The sequence below is a fragment of the Roseibium sp. JB4-4 genome, assembly GCF_055693425.1.
Genome location: NZ_CM146333.1, coordinates 1,558,951 through 1,575,206 on the forward strand (window position 1 = coordinate 1,558,951; position 16,256 = coordinate 1,575,206).

General features: G+C 54.9%; 12 protein-coding genes and 1 pseudogene. 3 read left to right on the forward strand and 10 right to left on the reverse strand.

Annotated features, from left to right (window positions below):
* Positions 1–224 precede the first annotated feature (224 nt).
* Positions 225–959, reverse strand: coding sequence for a helix-turn-helix transcriptional regulator (locus ACZ1HV_RS07225; protein WP_298815731.1), 735 nt, complete (start codon positions 957–959; stop codon positions 225–227).
* Between the two features lie 364 nt (positions 960–1,323).
* Positions 1,324–1,743 (reverse strand): MarR family winged helix-turn-helix transcriptional regulator, encoded by a 420-nt coding sequence (locus tag ACZ1HV_RS07230; protein ID WP_298958509.1) that lies wholly within the window; start codon positions 1,741–1,743, stop codon positions 1,324–1,326.
* A 149-nt stretch (positions 1,744–1,892) separates the two neighbouring features.
* Here ACZ1HV_RS07230 and ACZ1HV_RS07235 point away from each other — a divergent pair, with 149 nt between their 5' ends.
* On the forward strand, positions 1,893–2,456 hold the full coding sequence (locus tag ACZ1HV_RS07235; RefSeq protein WP_298958510.1) for an HdeD family acid-resistance protein: 564 nt from the start codon (positions 1,893–1,895) through the stop codon (positions 2,454–2,456).
* A 267-nt stretch (positions 2,457–2,723) separates the two neighbouring features.
* Entirely contained in the window at positions 2,724–3,839 is a 1,116-nt protein-coding gene (locus ACZ1HV_RS07240; protein ID WP_298815724.1) for a TauD/TfdA family dioxygenase, read from the forward strand.
* Between the two features lie 74 nt (positions 3,840–3,913).
* Here the strand turns inward: ACZ1HV_RS07240 and ACZ1HV_RS07245 are convergent, their stop codons facing one another.
* The 7 genes and pseudogenes from ACZ1HV_RS07245 to katG form a co-directional block, all read right to left on the reverse strand.
* Positions 3,914–4,612, reverse strand: a complete 699-nt coding sequence (locus ACZ1HV_RS07245; protein WP_298958511.1) for a pseudouridine synthase — start codon at positions 4,610–4,612, stop codon at positions 3,914–3,916.
* A gap of 1 nt (position 4,613) precedes the next feature.
* The gene (locus tag ACZ1HV_RS07250; protein WP_298958512.1) at positions 4,614–5,657 is read right to left on the reverse strand and encodes a class I SAM-dependent methyltransferase; all 1,044 of its coding nucleotides are present in this window, start codon (positions 5,655–5,657) and stop codon (positions 4,614–4,616) included.
* Between the two features lie 59 nt (positions 5,658–5,716).
* The gene (locus tag ACZ1HV_RS07255; RefSeq protein WP_472717714.1) at positions 5,717–6,295 is read right to left on the reverse strand and encodes a GDYXXLXY domain-containing protein; all 579 of its coding nucleotides are present in this window, start codon (positions 6,293–6,295) and stop codon (positions 5,717–5,719) included.
* The gene (locus ACZ1HV_RS07260; RefSeq protein WP_298983174.1) at positions 6,292–7,653 is read right to left on the reverse strand and encodes a DUF2157 domain-containing protein; all 1,362 of its coding nucleotides are present in this window, start codon (positions 7,651–7,653) and stop codon (positions 6,292–6,294) included. The genes ACZ1HV_RS07255 and ACZ1HV_RS07260 overlap by 4 nt, the downstream gene beginning before the upstream one ends.
* A 445-nt stretch (positions 7,654–8,098) precedes the next feature.
* Positions 8,099–10,701, reverse strand: a pseudogene (locus ACZ1HV_RS07265) (DUF3141 domain-containing protein).
* 9 nt (positions 10,702–10,710) lie between these two features.
* Positions 10,711–11,475, reverse strand: a complete 765-nt coding sequence (gene fabI / locus ACZ1HV_RS07270) for an enoyl-ACP reductase FabI (protein WP_472717715.1) — start codon at positions 11,473–11,475, stop codon at positions 10,711–10,713.
* A gap of 234 nt (positions 11,476–11,709) precedes the next feature.
* Complete coding sequence (gene katG / locus ACZ1HV_RS07275) at positions 11,710–13,881, reverse strand: catalase/peroxidase HPI (RefSeq protein ID WP_472717716.1); 2,172 nt, start codon at positions 13,879–13,881, stop codon at positions 11,710–11,712.
* Positions 13,882–14,158: 277 nt separating this feature from the next.
* On the opposite strand from katG, the gene ACZ1HV_RS07280 reads away from it, so the two are divergent.
* The gene (locus ACZ1HV_RS07280) at positions 14,159–15,061 is read left to right on the forward strand and encodes a LysR substrate-binding domain-containing protein (protein WP_472717717.1); all 903 of its coding nucleotides are present in this window, start codon (positions 14,159–14,161) and stop codon (positions 15,059–15,061) included.
* Here ACZ1HV_RS07280 and ACZ1HV_RS07285 read toward each other — a convergent pair.
* Positions 15,055–16,236, reverse strand: coding sequence for an MFS transporter (locus ACZ1HV_RS07285; protein WP_472717718.1), 1,182 nt, complete (start codon positions 16,234–16,236; stop codon positions 15,055–15,057). The two genes, ACZ1HV_RS07280 and ACZ1HV_RS07285, sit on opposite strands and share 7 nt — an antisense overlap.
* Positions 16,237–16,256: the final 20 nt, after the last annotated feature.

Consider the following 16,256-nt stretch of genomic DNA (forward strand, 5'->3'; position numbering starts at 1 on the left):
CCGCATTTGCGGGTCTTCGATCGGGGTGATTGCTCTTTGAACCGATCCTTACTAGCGCCAAGCGCGTAAAAATACGTACTACCACCCGTCTCTATAAAGGTGATCTGAATTCAAATAAAATTGGTCAACGAGGAGTGAGAGGTTTTGACCCCTTAAAATTGCGGGCTCGAAATTAGCAGATTGTTAACCTGACATACTTTGTGAGTGATTTGAAAGTCATGCTTTTATTTGATCAGCCCAAGTCGAAGTGCTTGAGCGACGGCATGTACCTTGTTAGATGCGTCAAGCTTTCGGCAAGTTGAGGTTATGTAGCCTGAAACCGTATTTTCTGAAATTGCCAGAATAACTGAGATTTCAGCATTCGTTTTGCCTTGAGCCGACCAGCTCAGGCATTCGAGTTCCCTTTTTGTCAAACTGGGTCCGGTATCGTCCTCTTCTTCGAGGAAAAGCGAGAGTTTCTTGAACACAAACACGGAAATGATGTGAAGCACGGCAATTTCGTTCATTTGCAACGGCGCGCGTTTTCCCGCAAAAGAGACGGCACCTTTCATTCCTTTGATATCGTATGTCGGAAAATATACGCCGTTATGCATGTCGAAGCTTCGGAACAGCTCGACACTCCTTTTCAACTCCGTTTCCGAGCGTTCAAGATTCAGCTTCTCGAGTTCCCATTCAAGCGGCTTGTGAGACTTCCGAAGCATCCTGATTATTGGACTGTTTGAGAGCAGCTTCATTTCATCATAGGCGCGCAGCAATTCGGGCTGCCAGTTGCTCAATACGATCTTGCGGCGGAGCTGTTCTTCTCCGAATACAGGTATGTAAAGCACCGAGAAATGAGAATAGTCGTAACTTTCAGCGACAGATCTCAAGAACTTAAATATCTCATAAGCTGATTTGATATTTGCCAGGCGCTCATAAGACTCGCAAACAAAACCCTCTGTCGCCGCGCCGTCTAACACAATGATTATCCTCTGAGATCAACAATTTAAAATTGGCCACCGATCAGATTCAAATTTAGTTAGACTAAAGCACAACTAAAATGACCCTCGATTGCGACTTAGTACAATCACGACGCCACCAGTACTTGAGATAAGACTTCGCAGGAACATCTACAATTGTATAAGTGGTATTATTACTTATTCTCTTAAGTTGAAAATGAACTGTCTTTATTTCCTAAAACGCACAGCATGGCTATTTAGTTGAAAACCGAACTGGACGAAACACACAAGCAGCGGCAAAACGCTTCGCTGGCTCAATTGGCCGCATGTTTCAGTCGCAACTGTCAGGACATCGGCCTTGGCTCAGCAATCCCGCGCAAATTGATCAGAGCTCCGAAAGCTGTTTCAAGGCATCGATCGTCTTCGTGAAGTTCTCTTTCCCCAGAAGAGTTTCCACGTCGCGTTGAGCCTGCCGCCAAAGGGGCAAGGCCTGATCGAGTAATTGAGACCCTCGTGTCGTCAGCAAATAGGTTTTGCCGCGTCCTTTATGCACAGGGCCCGATGCGACAAGGCCTTTGCGCTCAAGCAAAGCGACATTCCGTACCAGTGTTGTCCTCTCCATGGAAAGCCGGTCCGCAAGCTGCCCAGTCGTTTCCTCCTGCGTCTGGCGTATCGCGACCAGAACGGAAAACTGGCCTGCAGTCATACCAACCGTTCGCGCCAATCGATCATAGTGACGGCTGACGGCACGCGCGGCCTTCCGTGCGTTGTTCACTACACAAAGAGAGAAGTCGTCTTCTTCCATGTCTTTTACTGTGCAAATACACACTAACTGTCAAGTTCGCACGTCGAGTAAGGTTGCCATCGGGTACAATGACCTGCAGTTTGCGTTTTCTCCAGAAGCGATTACCGTCAGCTTCGACAACCGGAACGATGCAATCTGAGGAGATCCAAATGACGGACGCGTTGCAAGCTGTAGAAGACATGAAACAGAAAATTCAGGAAAACTGGGGGTGGTTTCTGACGCTCGGCGTTGCTCTCGTAATCGGCGGCATGATCCTGATTGCGGCCCCACTGGCAACTTCAATCGCCGTCACCGTTCTGATTGCAGCCGTCCTGTTCATCGGCGGCCTTGTGCAGATCTATAATTCTTTGAAAACCAAAGGGACTTCCAGCTTTCTCTGGAACCTGATTACAGGCATCGTAGCGGTGATCGGCGGGATCCTGATCTACGTCAATCCGATTGTCGGTGCCTTTACCTTGACGCTTCTTCTTGCAGCCATCTTTGCGGCACAAGGTATCAGTCAAATCCTGCTGGCCTTCAAACTAAAGCCACACGAGGGTTGGGTCTGGGTCCTCGTTGCCGGGATCGTGTCACTTGCCGCAGGATTGATGATTGCAATCGACCTGCCCGGTTCAGCAAGCTGGGCCCTCGGCCTGATCGCAGGCGTCTCCGTGTTGATCAACGGCTGGAGCTATATAGCCATCGCCCTCGCAGCGCGTGCGGCCAAAGGTTAGATACGAATTGTAACCACCGGATTTCCAAAGATTGTTTCACCCGGCAAAATCTCTATTGCCGGGTGTTTTGTTTGATGTCACTTTGCTCACGTGTTTAATCGCAGGTATTCCCTGCAAAAGGCTCACGTTGATGTTTGCTATTCTCGGGCGCAACCCTGGCAATCCGCATAACAAAGCCTACTGGTGGTGGCCGCCCCCTCTCCAGCCGTTGAAGCGCGCCAACAGCGCCGCCTAACCACGACCAAAAGACATCAACGGAACTTTAGAATGACCAGCATATCCCTGCGCGGTGACGACCGCGTGCTTCATGTTGCCTGGGTTGACGGTACAAGTGCAGACTTTCCATTCGTCTGGCTGCGTGACAACTGTCCAAGCGGCTTTCACCCGCAAACTCAGGAACGCGAATTCGACCTGACAAGTATTCCAATGGACATTTCGGTCTCCAATGCCGATCTGGAGACAGAAGAGATCGTTTTGACCTGGAATCACGGAGACCATGTCAGCCGGTTTGACACTGGCTGGCTGCACAAACATCGGCCCGGGATCGGATTGAAAGACCCGGCAAAGATCGAGCCGACACTCTGGCGTGGAGATCTGCCGCCGGCCAGCCTGCCACGGGCCGATGCGCAGGATCTTTTGGCTGACGACACTGCCCTTCTGGAGTTTCTGAGAGAAACCAAGAAAACCGGCCTGTCTATCGTTACCGGTATGGCCGATGATTCTGAAGCCGGCATGACGGTCGCAGGCCGGATCGGCTTCCTTCGGCAGACCAATTTCGGCACGACCTTTGAGGTTATGTCCAAGCCGAACCCGAACAATCTGGCCTACACATCGCACGCACTTCCCCTGCACACGGACCTTGCCAACCAGGAACTCCCTCCGGGCTTCCAATTCCTGCACTGTCTGGCCAATGAGGCCGATGGCGGCGGCTCGACCTTCTGCGACGGTTTTGCAATAGCCTCCGACCTTCTGGAAAACGACCCTGAAACATTCAAGCTACTGGCCGATACGCCGGTGCCTTTCCGGTTCCACGATGCGGATTTCGACATTCGGCGCCACCAGACAGTTATCGACCTGGATCCATTCGGCAGATTGCAGGAACTGCATTTCAATGCTCATCTGGCCGGCATTTTCGACCTGCCGGCAGATATCATGGAAACATATTACAGAGCCTATCGGACAATCATGCAAATGACCCGCTCGGACGACTACGTCATCACCACACGCCTCAATGGCGGCGAGATGGTCATCTTTGACAATCGTCGTGTGTTGCATGGCAGGGCGGCATTTGACCCGAACACAGGCTTTCGCCATTTGCGGGGCTGCTACGTCGATCGGGGAGAGTTCGACAGCCGGATTCGGGTGCTCAGCCGCGAAAGCTGACCTCAGGAATGGACCCAATTTGAATTGAAAGACAAAGTGTCCGGCAAGTTGCCGGGCACTCCAATTTTGCGGGATTACTTGAAAATCGCGGCCTTGCGCTCATCGGTGAGTGCCTGCCAATTGCCTTCTTCAACGCCATCAAGGCCAAGACCACCTATTGCGCTGCGCTTCAGTTCATTGACGTGGTTGCCAACGCTTGCAAACATGCGGCGCACTTGATGATACCGACCTTCGTGCAGCGTTAGGCGCGCATGAGTTTCATCCACAATATCCAGAAGAGCCGGTTTCAGTGGCTTTTCCTCGCTGTCCAGCATCATTTCACCGGATCCGAAAATGTCAGCTTCATCGCCTTTCAAGGGGCGATCCAGAACAACATCATAAATCTTCGGGACATTTGATTTCGGTGAAATCACCTTGTGCAGAAATGTCCCGTCATCGGTAAACAGCAAGGCGCCTGATGTTTCCTTATCCAGACGCCCTATTGTCGACAAGACGGGTTTACGCATCCGGAACCGATCAGGCAGCAGATCATACACGAGCCTACCTTGATCCTTGGTTGAGCACGTGTATCCGAGGGGCTTGTTCATGAGCAAAACAACGCCCTGTGCCGGATCCAGCGGTTCATCGTCAAACAGGATGTCTTCATGGCTGACGCGGCTGTCGGCTTTCAGGGCATTGCCTGCCTTGTCTGTCACCCATCCATTCCGGATCGCAAGCTGCATTTCCTTGCGGCTGCCATAGCCCAGATTGGCGAGAAGCTTTACAAGATGCACGCTATCGCCCTCCCTTTCCCTTTATGGCCCGGATGACCTTGTATCCGCCCTCGTCAGCCAATTGAACCACGCTGGCGAATACATCGGAAAGTGTCTGCTCATAGGGCAAGTGCCTGTTGGCCACCATGAAGAAATCTCCACCCGGTCTCAGCCCTCCGGCTGCAGAGCGGATAAAGCCTTGCCCGACATCGGCCCGATCTGCCCTTCCAGCCTGGTGAAACGGGGGATTGGAAACAATAAAATCATAAGGACCCTCGACGCCTTTTGTGACGTCCGACCAGACGCCGTTCAGGGCGCGCTTTCCTTTGAAGGCCGAGAGGTTTCGCTCCGCAAGATCCAAAGCCCGTTTCTCGGCTTCATAGAGATCCATTGCCGCAACTTTCGGAGCTTTTTCCAAGACCGCACGGCTCAAATAACCAAAGCCTGCTCCGAGATCCGCACCCCGTCCCTTCAGGGTTTCCGGCAGATAACTGACCAGCAACGCTGAAGCCGGATCTATGCGGTCCCAGGCAAAAATGCCTGGCCGGCTGACATAGGCCCCCTCCAGAACCGGTCTGGGCTGATCCAGGATTGACCATTCTTCCAGAAGTTCCTGGTTCAGATCCTCAGGCTGCACAGCTCCCCAGACGGCGCGGCACTTGTTCTTTGTCAGTTTTTCTGTGTGCCCAAGCAAATCAGAAAGGTCGCTTTCAAGCGTCTTTGCGCCTTCCGTATTTGCGGAGCAGGCAATCACCACACCACCGGAGACTGCCTTTGAAACAGCCCGTGCCAGCTGCGATCGCGCTTCCTGGCGCTGGCGCCCCGGCAGCACGAGCACCAGATCAAATCCGGTTTCGGCGACCTCGGCCACAACCTCAAGACCCGACTTGTGCAAGGCGTCGCGATCCGGAGCAAAGCTCTGCTCGCAAACGAGCTTGTTCAGCGCCAGATCTGTCAGTGACTGCCCTGCGCGTGCGCGCAGGAACAGAGCCTTTGGATCGGATCCGGGCACCACTTCACCGGATGAAAGAGGTAGCAACAGTGTTTCGAGCGCGAGATCGGACATTTAGAACCTGATTGAGGGACGACGATACCCAGCGCTCTTAACGTCTGACGGCCTCCAGGTCAAAAGGCTGCGTCAGACTGAAACGCCTTGCCGTCAACCAGCAATGTAAGCGGCAGAGACCGACCGTCCTCCGTCACAGCGATTTCAAGCAGAACACGGCTGGTATCAAGACGTTCAATGACCCTGCCTTCGCCTTCGGGAAGGAAAAAAGCATCTATGCCATAGTCAATCCGGATCTCGTTTTCAGTCACCGAACGCACGGTGCCAGACATGGCGAGATTACCAGCATTGTCCCGCTCTAAAGTCACGACAATTGGCTGCGCAGCTTTGCCTGTACCTGCCCTCAGACCGACAAAGACCTTGTCTCCGACTGCGATCTCACCGTCTTCGCTTAGATCTTTGGAGAGATTGTTGATCGCGAGATTTATGATGACATAGTCGCCTCTGAGGAGATCCCTCGGATCCACGGGCACAAGTTCCAACGGCACCACCTGCCCGTTGCGCTGGACGTCAAACCTGTCTGCAAGTGGAATTGCAATCAGGAACAGCTGCACGACGGCTACAAGTCCCCACCGCAAAAACGGAAGTCGAAGGGGTTTGGGTCGGGTTGATGGAAGTGTTCCGGCAACATCGCTCATGTCGGCAGGACCTCCTCGTTCTCCGGTGATTGTTTTACCTGCCCGCTCCTTCTGAAGACGCGCGCCAGCCAAAGCGCTACTCCAAGCAACAACACGCCCGCGACCAGGAAGAACAGGGATTGCCCCAACAATGACCCTATGGTGACTTCAAGCAGCCAAAGGGCAACGGCTGTTAGCCCGAGATAGGCGCAGAGCATCCAGAACCGGTTATTGTACCAGGTACCAAGCGCACAAAGGCCGACAAGAGCGGCCAGGCTGAATGCTGATAGAAGCAGAACATTTAGAGTGGTCAAGGGCATCAGAACCGCCAGAAGCGCAAATCCCACAGCGGCAAAGAGTGCAAGGGCCTTCGTAGTCTTGAAAGAAAGAACCAGGCCGACCACGCATAGGAGTACCGCTAGTGTGAGCGGTACCAGGGCAGGAAGTGCCAGAAGGCCTGCCGAGACAAGGCTGTCGGAAATCTCGGGCACTAGAATAAGCGACACAACCAGCAAGATGCAAAGGATCATTATACCGGCATCTTGAAGCGACCGCGCCATCATCCAATGGCCATGGTTTCGCAGCGGTCGGTCGCTCGACCATTTGACGAACAGATCTGCAACCGGGTCGAGCTGAACCATGAGCGCTGCCACGCCGCCGATGCCAGCTAAGGCCATCGCCAGAACAATGTCGTCCCCGCCTCTGAGAATTTCAGCTGTTTCGGCAAACCAGCGGCCATAGGTCACCCAAAAGATCACGATCGCGGCCCACCTTGACAGGCGTGCCGGATAGACCACCGAATGTGCGAAAATCGCAACAAGCAACGCCAGTCCAACAAGACCGGGAAGCAGGCCAGGTTCACCGAAGTCTTCCCTCATGACCTGCCATGTGATCGCGGCAACCGCAGCGACTGCCACAGATGCCCTGGACCCTGTGATCCAGGCTGCAACAAGCGCACCTAGACAGACCAGTAGAGCACCGCCAGCCCAGTCGGAAGGTAAATGAAAGATCTGGCCGACAAGAGCCATGCCCCCAACAAAAACAAGCGTAGCAAATCCGGTCGCCAAATCCGCAATGCCTCTTTTTCCACGCTTGGAAGCCAATGCCGCCAGGCTGTGGCTCGCTACAATGAGACACGCTATGCCAACGAGCTTGACCGCTTTCGGGATCACCCCCCAATTAGCGGCGATAAAAGCGAATAGGGCCAATGCTACACACACCATGCCAATACCCGCGAGTACCATCGGCAATCGGGACCGGCCATCGCCCTGCTCTTGCTCTTTGAGGATCAGCGCCGCTCCATCCGGGTTAACCCATCCGTTGGACACCCAGATCTCCAGGTCGTCTTTCAGTCTCTTCTTGTACGCCCAGTCGAACATTCCGCACTGCCACCGATTTTCGTTGTGTTCCACCGTAGCAGTCATTCGGCTGCCAAAGCACCACTCGATTGTTGGAAGAGTTGACCGCAAATTGGGCCAAAGGTTTGGCAGCGGTTCTTTTCCGATGAAGAGACAGCCCCTGTTGACCTCTGCTCCCCATGCGGAAGTCACACCTTATGGTTGCAGCCATGCATACTTTCTATGCACGGTCACCAAAAGGACAAAATTTAATATTTGCAGGGCGCTTCAGGTCTTGCCGAGCGTCGTTGTCTTGGTATTCTATTTCGCAGAATCTGTACCGAACGACCGTTCCGAGACGAGCCGATGTGCCGAATTTCGGGACTTCAGACAAGCTTGGCATTTCCTGCCACTGCTGTTCAGAGCCAAACTCCAACAACAATCCAGGGGGCTCTGAGGGGCGTCCGAGAGGCCCGGACGCCCTTTTTCATTCAGCCGGCTCTTGCGATTTGCCGACGGCGCGACGCGGCTTGCGCGCTGAAGTTGACTTTTTGGCTGTTCTATTTCGTGCCGGCGCTTTACGGGTGGTCGACTTTTTTGAAGCCACCTCTTTCGGTCTGGAAGATCCCGGCATTTCGGTGCCTGAGCCCTTCAATGCCTTAGCGTCAGCTGCTGCTCGTTCCCGTTTCACTTGCGCTTCCAGCGGGTTTTCAGTGATGTCTTCCGAGACCGGCGGCAATCCCAAAACCTTTTGAAACTTCTGCAAGGTCTCAAGAGTATGAGGCGCCATTTCCTTCAAGGCACCCGGGATATATCGAACCACATTGGACGCAAGCTCTCGCTCTTCGGCCGTTTTTAGCAGTTTCGGCAGGCTTTCTATCGCTTTGTCGTGGGCAAATTCAACGATCAGCGTCTGTTCCTGAAGGATAAAGCTGCGCTCATCGGGGGCCAGTGACTTGAAGGGCTCATCCTGCGTGAGAACCCGGGCCGACCGCTCCAGTCGATCCTTGCGAACTGCTCCGCGGCTTTCCGCAAGCAAGATCAGCATGCGAATGACTGCATCGCAGAAGCCACCCTCTTCGATCCGCATCAAGGCGGCCTGAACCGGTGGCAAGCTGCGCAGGTCTTCTTTTCGTTTCAGCGTGCGTCCCGGTAGTCTGCTACGGCCGAACCACCGCATATAGGGCGAGCCCCAAACGGACAGGAACAAGTTCTCATACATGGTGTCGCGAAGGTCCCGGAAGAGATCCATCGACTGTTCGACGAGCGCCGCATTGAGGTGCTCAAGTTCTATAAACGGGTTTTCAGGGGCCGCAGGCGTCCGGCTTTCTTTCACTTTTTCCGCCCAACCCGGTAAAAGTCCAAGAAACGGATTGAGGCTGGATATCATGGACCGCTGTACGCGAAGCGGATGCAGCCGGCGACGCAGGTCCGCGCTTTGCTCAGTCACGCCGGACTGTACAAACGGCCGGATAAAGACGTCGTAAAATTCAGACTGCTGTTCCGAAGCGCGCGCAACTGCCGCAAACGCGTGTTCTTCATCCCGGCCATCGTCTATCTCTCTGAGGTCATCCATTGTGCGTTCATGAAAACTCACGGTGAACTCACGCTCCAGGATGTCGCCGGCATAATCATCTATCGTCATTTCATAGAGCCCAGGTGGCAGAGCTTCGATGGTTTTCAGGGTCGACGTGACTTCCGTGTGTTCTTTCTTTGCGATCTTTGAAGAAACAAAGATGCCCAGGTGGCCGACCTGGTCGTGCACCATGTAGATGATACGCTGTCCCCGGATTGCGATTTCCCGTTCGTCCGTGTAGCTGTCGACGATCCAGTTGAGCGCTTGCTGCGGCGGCGTGATGTTGTCTCCCCAGCTGGCAAAAACAATGATTGGTGCCCTGATCTCCTTGAGATCGATATTGCGGCCCGGCTCAAGCTGCGCCTCATTCTTGGCAAGCCGGTTACCGACAAACAGCTGTTCGACGATCCATTTCATTTCCGCTTCATTCAGCAGAAAATACCCGCCCCACCAGCGTTCGAAATCCAGAAAACGCTGCGGTTCCGTGTCGACCTTCGAATAGAGGTCATAGTATTTGCCGAAGTAATTTCTCGCCGGATTGAGCAACTCGAAATTCTGGACGATATCGGCGCCATCGAAAACGCCGTGCCCGAGGTCGGAATAGTACATGGCGTTGTAAGTTCCGCCGAGTATCCCGCCATTGTATCGCATCGGGTTTTCCCCGACCCGCCCGGACCAGGTGCTGACGGGTGCGCCGTTGAGGACGATTGGCCCTGTCAGATCGGGATTGGTGGCAGCCAAGAGAAGTGTGGCCCATCCCCCTGGCAATTGCCGGTCACGATCGGATTTGGCGCTTCCGGGTGCAGCTCTTTTACCTTTCGAACGAAAGCAGCTTCAGCGTTGGTGACATCGGCGAGCGTCTGACCTTTTTCAGGCCAACGCTTGAAAGCAACGAAATAGACGGGATGGCCGTCACGGAGCGCGACACCAACTTGGCTATCGGACTTGAAACCGCCTATGCCTGCACCGTGGCCCGCACGCGGGTCGATGATGATGTAAGGCCGTTTCCAGGGTTGATGGTCACGAAACTTGGAGTCGTTTGGAGGGGTAATCTTGAGCAGCATGTAGTTGCATGGGCGCGGCAGATCGGTACCGTCCACCACAAGCTCATAGTCGTAGATCAGAACCGGCGGGCAGCCAGCGGCTTCATGTTCCACAAATACGTCACCGCGCTGGCGCAACGTGTCCATGGTCAGCACGGTACGTTGCACCGCGTCCTGCCAATAACTGTGCCAGTTATCGAGGAGCGCGCCTGAATTGTGCGCTTCGCCGAGATCTTGAACGGACTTGTTGAAAGCTGACAGGTTCTTGTGCCAGTGGTCCTTTTGAACATCGGCGATCCTTGTTATGTGCCGCGTCAGACCAAGGGAGATGAGTTCTGTCATCTTGGTGAGCTCTGTCGCCTGAGCCTGCATGCGAGTGTAGTGCGCGGAAGGCGCCCATGCAGTCGCATCGGACAGAAGGTCCAGGAACTGGTTTTGTCCCTTCTCAAGAGCGTCGAAAATGTCCTTCATCAGAACCTCCTATCCAAGAATGCTGTAGCCACCGTCGATCGGATGAATACCGCCAGTTACATTGAAGGCTTCGCGGCTTGCCAGGAAGGCCGCGTAGGCGCCGACGTCGTCGATGGTTGCCAGTTGATGCGTTGGCGCGCGTTCGGCGGCGTCATTGAGAAGTGCATCGAACTCTGCAATTCCCGAGGCAGCGCGGGTCATCAACGGACCAGGCGAAAGCGCGTGAACCGATATGCCTTTCGGGCCCAATTCGGCGGCAGCATAGCGCGTTGCGGATTCAAGTGCAGCCTTGACCGGGCCCATGAGACCGTATCGGTCGACCACGCGCTGTGCCCCCATGAAGGAGACTGTCATACACGTGCCTCCCTCCGGCATCAGGGGTTCGGCCTTCCGGATCAAGCGCAAGAACGAGTGCACGGAGACATCCATCGCGAGCGCGAAACCCTCTGCAGAGCAATCGACAACCCTGCCATGGAGATCTTCCTTGTTCGAGAAGGCGACCGAATGAAGAAGCGTGTCGAGCCTGCCCCAGCGTTCGGCGATCCTGGAAAACAGATCATCAAGTTCACCCTCTTCACGGACGTTGAGAGGTGCGATGATTTCTGCCTCAAGTGCTTCGGCTAAAGGTCTGACAAAGGGTTCGGCCTTTTCGTTCGCATAGGTAATGGCAAGATCAGCACCTTGCGCCCTGAAGGCCTTGGCACAGCCATAAGCAATGGACTGGTCATTTGCGACACCAACAACAAGGGCTTTGTGACCTGTCAGATCGAACATGAAATCGAATTTCCCACATGGAAGTCTCGGCTGCTGTCAAAACTGACGGCTGACTGAAACTCATTGTCCAGGACGGGGCCCGGCAGCACTCCGCAGTGCAGCATATCCATCATGACGACAGCATGACCATGCAGGGAAAATAGGTGTTTTTGGCGACCGATGCCAGTTGTCGCAGCGCAAAAAAGCGCCCCGAATTGCTCCGGAGCGCCACATTTAACGTTTGACGTCGATTTATCAGGCCAGATCGAACCGATCGGCGTTCATCACCTTGACCCAGGCAGCCACAAAGTCCTTTACGAACTTCTCGCTGTTGTCGTCCTGAGCATAGACCTCAGCGTAGGCCCGCAGGATGGAATTAGAACCAAACACCAGGTCAGCGCTGGTTGCGGTCCATTTCAACGTTCCGAGCTTCCGGTCGCGGATTTCATAGGTACCATCCGATACCGGAAGCCAGCTATTGGCCATGTCGGTCAGGTTGATGAAGAAGTCCGGGGAAAGCGCACCCTCACGATCCGTGAAGACACCATGTTTGGTGCCTCCATGGTTCACGCCAAGAACACGCAAGCCGCCGGTAAGAACCGTCATTTCCTGAGCGGTCAGCCCAAGAAGCTGAGCACGATCCAGCATCATTTCTTCCGGGCTGACGACGTAGTTTTCCTTTTCCCAGTTCCTGAAACCGTCAGCAAGCGGCTCCAGCACATCAAAGGATTCACCATCCGTCTGCGCGTCCGTCGCATCGCCACGACCGGGCGAGAAAGGAACCGTCGCACTCAGACCAGCGGTCTTGGTCGCCTGCTCGACACCGACATTGCCGGCGAGCACGATCACGTCCGCAACGGAAGCACCAGCTTCGGCAGCAATCGGCTCCAGTACTGCCAGAACCTTGGCAAGCCGCTCCGGCTCATTGCCCACCCAGTCCTTCTGCGGCGCCAGGCGAATGCGTGCACCATTGGCACCGCCACGCTTGTCTGAGCCACGAAATGTGCGAGCACTGTCCCAAGCCGTTGCAATCATCTCAGCTGCAGTGAGGCCGCTGGAAGCAATCTTGGCCTTGACCGCATCGACATCATAAGACGTTGAACCAGCCGGGATCGGATCTTGCCAGATCAGGTCTTCGGAAGGAACATCCGGACCGATGTAGTTGACCTTCGGCCCCATGTCACGGTGGGTCAGCTTGAACCAGGCGCGTGCAAAACAATCACGGAAGTAGGCTTCATCGGCCATGAATTTCCGGCAGATTTCATTGTAAACCGGGTCCATTTTCATGGCCATGTCCGCATCGGTCATCATCGGGTCGTGACGGATCGACGGATCGGAAGCATCGACGGGTTTCTGATCTTCCGGCATGTCCACCGGCTTCCACTGCCAAGCACCTGCCGGAGACTTCGTCAGCTCCCATTCATAGTTGAAGAGATAGTCGAAGAAGCCCATGTCGAACTTGGTCGGCTCCTTCGTCCATGCGCCTTCAATTCCCGAGGTGAAGGCCTTGGACGCCTTGCCGTCCTGGTCCGGGTTCGCCCAACCGAGGCCCTGAGCCTCAACACCTGCCCCTTCCGGCTCAGCGCCGATATGGTCTCCGGCACCTCCGCCGTGAGCCTTGCCGACTGTGTGGCCACCGCAGGTCAGCGCCGCGGTTTCCTCGTCGTTCATGGCCATGCGCTTGAAGGTTTCACGCACATGGGCACCTGTCTTGACCGGGTCGGGCTTGCCATCAACACCTTCCGGGTTCACGTAGATCAGACCCATGTGGACAGCTGCCAACGGGTTCTCCAGCGTTTCCGCATTGTCGGTGTCGTCGTAGCGGTTTTCAGCGGGTGCCAACCATTCCTTTTCAGAGCCCCAGTAGACGTCTGTCTCCGGGCCCCAAATATCGGCGCGGCCAAAACCAAATCCGAAGGTTTTGAACCCCATGGACTCGTAAGCCATGTTGCCGGCGAGGATGATCAGATCCGCCCAGGAAAGGGCGTTGCCGTATTTCTTCTTTACCGGCCAAAGCAAACGGCGGGCCTTGTCCAGGCTGGCATTGTCCGGCCAGGAATTGAGCGGAGCAAAACGAATGTTTCCAGAACCGGCGCCGCCACGGCCGTCCTGCATGCGATAGGAGCCAGCTGAGTGCCAGGCCAGACGGATCATGAGACCGCCATAGTGGCCCCAATCGGCAGGCCACCATTCCTGACTGTCGGTCATCAGGGCACGCAAATCGGCTTTGACACCTTCATGATCGAGGCTCTTCACGGCTTTCTTGTAGTCGAAGTCCGGGTCCATCGGGTTGGTGCGGGCACCGTGCTGGTGGAGGATGTCCAGATTCAGAGCGTTAGGCCACCATTTGGTGACGGGCTTGTCCATGGCCGTATTGCCACCGTGCATAACGGGACAACCACCTGATTTATCGACCTTAGCGTCCATCTTCCTCTCCAATTCTAAACTCGGTGCCTTGCACCGGCTTACACAAACCAGACCCTTTGTCGGCAATTTGACATCGGACTGGAACTATCTTGCGAAACTCGCTGTATGCTCTGGAAATAGTGACAGACCACACCGTTTCAATTCTTGGCTGAACAGACTGCAGACAATACCACCAAAGGATGCACAGTCATCTGTCTAGTCTGTTCTGATTCTAAACTAGCAAACTGCAATCATCAGAAGAAGTTGAATTTTCTGATCGCTTCGATAAGTTTAGATTATGATCAACATCACTTTGAAGCAGCTCCGCTATTTTGAGGCTCTCGCACGCCATGGGCACTTCGGCAGAGCTGCGGAAGCCTGCGCAATTTCGCAACCAGCTCTGTCCATGCAGATCAAGGAAATGGAAGATGTTCTGGGTGCAACGCTCTTTGAGCGGGGCGCACGTCAAGTCAGACTGACTCATTTTGGGGAAGTGGCAGTAGAGCGCGCCAGAGACATTCTTCGTTCCGCTGACGAGCTTGGCGATCTCGCCCGCGCCTCCCGTGAACGGCTGGTCGGCCGGTTCCGCATCGGGGTGATTCCCACAATTGCCCCTTACCTGCTGCCAAAGGTGATCGGCAATCTCAAGGAAAGCTATCCCGAACTCGATATTCATGTTCGGGAAACCGTGACACCCAAACTGATACAGGAGTTAAAGGAAGGCCGGCTCGATACGGCAATCGTTGCCTTGCCGGTCTCGGAAAGCTCTCTTGAAGAAATCCCGCTCATACAGGAGAGTTTTGTCCTGGTGCGCACCGCCGGTGAAGCCAATCTTCCACTGCCCAACGCAGACAGTCTTAAGGAAATGCGGTTGCTGCTGCTGGAAGAGGGCCACTGTTTCCGCGATCAGGCGCTGTCATTTTGCAATCTGCCCTCCGGGCCACCAAGGGAAGTGCTGGACGCAAGTTCCTTGTCGACGCTCGTCCAGATGGTCAGCGCAGGAATGGGGGTGACACTCATTCCGGAAATGGCCGTTCCGGTTGAAACCAGATCGGCACCGGTCTCCGTATCCCGTTTTGAAGCACCGGAACCCAACAGAACGATCGGTATGGTGTGGCGAAGAAGCAGTCCGCTGGCCAGTCAGTTGACGGAGATTGCGGACATTGTCCGCCGGTCAGCGGAACCCATGCCCCATCAATGAGAAGCGGCTATCTTGCGCCTGAAAGTCCAAACGCCAATAAGCGCCATGATTGCAGCCAACCCTAAAAGAACTGCTCTGGCGTCATCCCCGGCTGCAAACAATGCCACCATGAGCCCTGCAAGCGGTTGCGACAGGTTGTTCAGGCAGATGATTGCTCCTGTGGTCTTGCCGAACTCGGATGGCGGAATGATTTCCTTGCGCAGGGTACGAACATAGATGTTGAACATCTTGTCGAAGCCGGCAATCAACAGGAACCCGAGCGCGTAGACCAGCGGATGAGCGCCGAGACCGGTCAAGACAGCACCAAGACAAATGAGTGCATAGGCCGTGCGACCGAGCGTGTTCAGACCAAAATGGACATGTGCTGTCAAAGTCAGAACGGCGAGCGTCGCTAGTGCTCCCCCTACCTGCAGCCAGGCGTATTCCTGCTCGGACCGATCGAAGAAACCCGTCATCATGGCTGCCGCAGTTGCTAGCGTTGCACCGATTATAAGATTGACACCCGCGGCCTGAAAAATAGCGCGCAAGAGATCCGGCAACTGCCAGATCAGCACGAAGGCATGCTTCAGATCGGCGAAAGGGTGACGCTCTTCGAGGGGCGCAGGAGGATCTACCATGCGCACCTGGCCAGGCCAAAGCCGAAACACGGCGTCCGACAGGACAAACAACCCAGTTGCCAGGATCACCACGGTTTCCCAAGGCCACAACACCATCAGATAAGCTGCCGTCAATGGTCCAAGAACGACACCCATTTGTGAGGCCAGTTGACTGTAGCTCGCCACCTTTTCAAAGCGTTGATCCTTGAATGCGCCGACCAGAACCATTTCCAGTGCGAGCAGACCCTGTGTCGTCAACACGCCGACAATCGCGGAGAGCGCGATCAGCCACCAGACACCGCCGAAAACGATCTGGCCTGTGATGCCGATCAGGCAAACAAGGGCTCGCAGCACGCGACTGACGCGCAACAACATGATCGGGGAATACCGGTCACACAAAATCCCTGCGACCGGAAATGTCAGGTATCGAGGCAACGTTTCAAAGAAAAACGCCAGACCGGACCACGCGACATTGCCGGTGATCTGGAAGATGACCAGCGGCACCAGAAAGAGCAGGATCTGATCGGCCAGAACCGTCAGAAACATGGACGCGAAAAACGCGCGGTCGCGAACGAGCATCAGATGCTTTCAATGGACCA

What these genes read in the sequence shown, in the direction of transcription:
- ACZ1HV_RS07230 (WP_298958509.1), bottom strand. Translation starts at nt 1,743, where the DNA reads ATGGAAGAAGACGACTTCTCTCTTTGTGTAGTGAACAACGCACGGAAG.
- ACZ1HV_RS07235 (WP_298958510.1), top strand. Translation starts at nt 1,893, where the DNA reads ATGACGGACGCGTTGCAAGCTGTAGAAGACATGAAACAGAAAATTCAG.
- ACZ1HV_RS07240 (WP_298815724.1), top strand. Translation starts at nt 2,724, where the DNA reads ATGACCAGCATATCCCTGCGCGGTGACGACCGCGTGCTTCATGTTGCC.
- ACZ1HV_RS07250 (WP_298958512.1), bottom strand. Translation starts at nt 5,657, where the DNA reads ATGTCCGATCTCGCGCTCGAAACACTGTTGCTACCTCTTTCATCCGGT.
- ACZ1HV_RS07255 (WP_472717714.1), bottom strand. Translation starts at nt 6,295, where the DNA reads ATGAGCGATGTTGCCGGAACACTTCCATCAACCCGACCCAAACCCCTT.
- ACZ1HV_RS07260 (WP_298983174.1), bottom strand. Translation starts at nt 7,653, where the DNA reads ATGTTCGACTGGGCGTACAAGAAGAGACTGAAAGACGACCTGGAGATC.
- fabI (WP_472717715.1), bottom strand. Translation starts at nt 11,475, where the DNA reads ATGTTCGATCTGACAGGTCACAAAGCCCTTGTTGTTGGTGTCGCAAAT.
- katG (WP_472717716.1), bottom strand. Translation starts at nt 13,881, where the DNA reads ATGGACGCTAAGGTCGATAAATCAGGTGGTTGTCCCGTTATGCACGGT.
- ACZ1HV_RS07280 (WP_472717717.1), top strand. Translation starts at nt 14,159, where the DNA reads ATGATCAACATCACTTTGAAGCAGCTCCGCTATTTTGAGGCTCTCGCA.
- ACZ1HV_RS07285 (WP_472717718.1), bottom strand. Translation starts at nt 16,236, where the DNA reads ATGCTCGTTCGCGACCGCGCGTTTTTCGCGTCCATGTTTCTGACGGTT.